Raw genomic sequence first — 3,543 nt, forward strand, 5'->3', positions numbered from 1 at the left:
CTCCTCGCCCAGCTCGCGGGCGTAGGCGTGCAGGCGGGAGCGGGCGAGGACGACGCGCTCGCCCAGGAGCGGCCCCTCGGTCGGGGCGACGGTGACGTACTCGATGTCCGGGCCGGCGGCGACGGCGAGGTTGGACGGCAGCGTCCATGGCGTCGTCGTCCAGATGATCGCCAGCTCGCCCGTCGCCAGGCGCAGGCCGACCGTGACGGAGGGGTCCTGACGCATCTGGTACACGTCGTCGTCCATGCGCAGCTCGTGGTTGGACAGCGGCGTCTGGTCGTGCCAGCAGTAGGGCAGCACGCGGTAGCCCTCGTAGGCCAGGCCCTTGTCGTAGAGCTGCTTGAAGGCCCAGATGACCGACTCCATGAAGGTGACGTCGAGGGTCTTGTAGTCGTTGTCGAAGTCGACCCAGCGGGCCTGGCGGGTGACGTAGTCGCGCCACTCGCCGGTGTACTTCAGGACGGAGTCGCGGCAGGCCTGGTTGAAGGCCTCGATGCCCATCGCGTCGATCTCGGCCTTGTCCTTGATGCCGAGGATCCGTTCGGCCTCGAGCTCGGCGGGCAGGCCGTGCGTGTCCCAGCCGAAGCGGCGCTCCACCCGGTGGCCGATCTGCGTCTGGAAGCGACCGACGACGTCCTTGACGTAGCCGGTGAGGAGGTGGCCGTAGTGGGGCAGCCCGTTCGCGAAGGGGGGTCCGTCGTAGAAGACGAACTCGTTCGCGCCGTTCTCGCCCGCGGGCCGGTTGTCGACGGACGCCTGGAACGTGCCGTCCTCGTCCCAGTAGTCCAGGACCGCCCGCTCCAGTGCCGGGAAGCTCGGCGAGGGGTCCACCTCGCTGCCCGGACGGTGCAGGGGGTAACGCTGGGGCTGCTCAGGCAATGGTGCTCCTCGGTCGGTCGTGTGCCAGCCACGAGGACGACGCCGCCCGCCGGCTGCCCGGCGCCGCGGTACCGCGGTACCACCTCGCTTGCCCCGCCGGCGTGCACCGGTCGTGACCGCTCAAGAAGGCTGTGACGGGCCCACCCGTCCGGTTCTACCGGGCCCGCGCCGGTGGTGCGGGCCGTTCTTCCGGAGGCTCACCGGTGATGGCCGGGTCGACGCCTGTGCGGACGAGTCTAGCGCCGGTGGCGGGGCGGGGTGGGCGGGCCGGCGGGGGCTCCGGAACGGCGCGGGCCGTCCTCGGGTGTGGCGCGCCCCGAGTCCAGGCGTCGGCCCGGGCTCAGGCGTTGCGCGCCACGAGCGTGTTCGTCGCCTGGGCCCGCGGCCGGATGATCATCGAGTCGATGTTGACGTGCGCCGGCCGGGTGAGCGTCCACACGATCGCGTCGGCGATGTCCTCGGCCACCAGCGGCGCGTCCACCCCGGCGTAGACGGCGGCCGCCGCCGCTGCGTCGCCGAGCCGGTTGAGGGAGAACTCCTCGGTCCGGACCATGCCGGGGGCGATCTCGATGACCCGGACCGGCTCGCCGACCAGCTCGACCCGCAGGGTGGTCACGATGGCACGCTCGGCGTGCTTGGTGGCGACGTAGCCGCCGCCGCCCGGGTAGGTGCCGTGGGCGGCGGTGGAGGTCACCACGAGGACGTCACCGCCGCCGTCGGCGCGCAGCACCGGCAGCAGCGCCTGGGTGAGCCGTAGAGTGCCGAGCACGTTGAGCTCGAACATGTCCGCCCAGTCCTCGGGCCGGGCCCGCTCGACCGGGTCGGCGCCGCTCGCGCCGCCGGCGTTGTTGACGAGTGAACGCAGCCCGCCGGTGGCCCGGACGTGCTCGACGAGCGCGGCGACGTCGGCGGGAACCGTGAGGTCGGCGGCCTGGACGGTGCAGCCGGTATCGGCCGCGAGCGCCTCGAGCCGGTCGGTGCGGCGCGCGGTGGCGAGCACGTCCCATCCCTCGGCCCGCAGCCGTCGCACGGTGGCGGCGCCGATGCCGGACGAGGCGCCCGTGACGAGGGCGCGCGGGGGTAGGTCAGGAGTGGTGGTCATGCGCGCATCATCTCGCCCGCGCGCCATACTTGCCAGCACCACCACGTCGAGGGAGCAGCATGAAGGTCGGATTCATCGGGGCGGGCCACATGGCCGGGGCGATCGTGCGCGGCATCGTGGCGGACGGTTCGATCCAAGCCGACGACGTCGTCGTGACCAGCGCGCACGGACACTCCGCGCAGGCACTCGCCCGCGAGACGGGGGTGGACGTGCTCGACACCAACGAGGAGCTCGTCGAGCAGGTCGGTGCGGGCGGCATCGTGGTCGTCGCGGTCAAGCCGCACCTGGTGGCGGAGGTGCTGGCCCCGTTGCGGGACCTGCTCGAGGCGGCCGGTTCGCTCGTCGTCTCCCTGGCCGCCGGCCTCCCCCTGGACCGGCTCGGGGCGTCCCTCGCCCCGGGGCAGCCGGTGGTGCGGGTCATGCCGAACGTCAACGCCCAGATCGGTGCGGGCATGGCCGCCGTGTGCGGGAACACCGAGACGACCGACGAGCAGATCGACGCCGTCGTCGGACTCTTCGAGACGGTCGGCTCCGCGATCGTGCTGCCGGAGCGGGACTTCGCCGCCTACAGCGCCATCGCCGGGGCTGCGCCCGCGTTCGTGTTCACGTTCATCGACGCCCTCGCCCGCGGCGGGGTGCGGAACGGGCTACCCAAGGCGCAGGCGGTGCGGATCGCCGCACAGACCGTGCTCGGCAGCGCCCGGCTCGTCCTCGCCCGGGCGGCCGACGGCGCCACGCCCGCGGACCTGGTGGACACGGTGACCTCGCCCGGCGGCACCACGGTGGCCGGGCTCGTGGCGATGGAGGAGGCGGGCTTCAGCCCCGCCGTCGTCCGCGGTGTCCAGGCCACGATCGACCGCGACCGGGAACTCGCCGGGGACTGATCATGGCCCACTACGCAGTGATGCCCGCCGGGCCGCGGTCGTCGATCGCGAGGACGGTGTCGAGGAGAACAGCGGCTCCCGCGCCCGCCCACTCAGCCTGGATCCGCCGAAGTGGTTTGGGCTGGCGGCGGGTCGTGAGAGACGAGTGCCCTTCTGGCCTGGGACGATGGGAGTTGTTAACGCTTCCAAGTCACCAAGTAGAAGGACACCCGACAGGTGCGAGTCTCCCATGACTGGACTGCCACGGTAATCTCGGACAGTGGGCCCTCTTAAGGTGAGGGTTCTACTGAAGGTGAGATCGCGGACATGACTGTTTCACGCAGACGGTTCAGCCAGGAGTTCAAGGACGAGTTGTGCCAAGAGGTGATTGCGACGTCCAAGACCATCAAGGAAGTCGCTGTTGCCTATGGTGTCGGCCCTGAGACATTGCGGAACTGGTTGAACAAGTATCGAGACGCCCATGGTGGCGCCGAGACCGAATTGACGCTCCCAGAGCGGGCCCGGCTCAAGGAGTTGGAACGGGAGAATTCCGAACTCCGGGCGGAGACCACGTTTCTAAAAAAAGCAACGGCTTACTTCGCGAGGGAGCAGCGACAGTGAGCAAGTATGAGTACAACGACTCCTGCAAGAATGACCCGGCCCAGGCCTATCCTGTCTACAAGATGTGCATCTGGTTGG

General features: G+C 70.4%; 3 protein-coding genes and 1 pseudogene. 2 read left to right on the plus strand and 2 right to left on the minus strand.

Annotated elements, in window-relative coordinates:
• Together ACYC1Z_RS14695 and ACYC1Z_RS14700 are read right to left on the minus strand one after the other, a co-directional pair.
• Window positions 1-879: class I tRNA ligase family protein (locus ACYC1Z_RS14695; protein WP_461410260.1), on the minus strand; the 879-nt coding region annotated here is incomplete at its 3' end.
• A gap of 340 nt (window positions 880-1,219) precedes the next feature.
• Window positions 1,220-1,981, minus strand: coding sequence for an SDR family oxidoreductase (locus ACYC1Z_RS14700; protein ID WP_461410261.1), 762 nt, complete (start codon window positions 1,979-1,981; stop codon window positions 1,220-1,222).
• Window positions 1,982-2,040: 59 nt separating this feature from the next.
• Here ACYC1Z_RS14700 and proC point away from each other — a divergent pair, with 59 nt between their 5' ends.
• Window positions 2,041-2,865: a pyrroline-5-carboxylate reductase gene (proC, locus tag ACYC1Z_RS14705; RefSeq protein ID WP_461410262.1), complete on the plus strand. Its 825-nt coding sequence runs from the start codon at window positions 2,041-2,043 to the stop codon at window positions 2,863-2,865.
• 306 nt (window positions 2,866-3,171) lie between these two features.
• Window positions 3,172-3,543: pseudogene (locus tag ACYC1Z_RS14710) on the plus strand (transposase); the annotation flags it as partial.

It is taken from the genome of Georgenia sp. (assembly GCF_054605595.1).

Bases quoted from the DNA above. Each gene is read 5' to 3' on its own strand.
- ACYC1Z_RS14700 (WP_461410261.1), bottom strand. From the start codon at position 1,981: ATGACCACCACTCCTGACCTACCCCCGCGCGCCCTCGTCACGGGCGCC.
- proC (WP_461410262.1), top strand. From the start codon at position 2,041: ATGAAGGTCGGATTCATCGGGGCGGGCCACATGGCCGGGGCGATCGTG.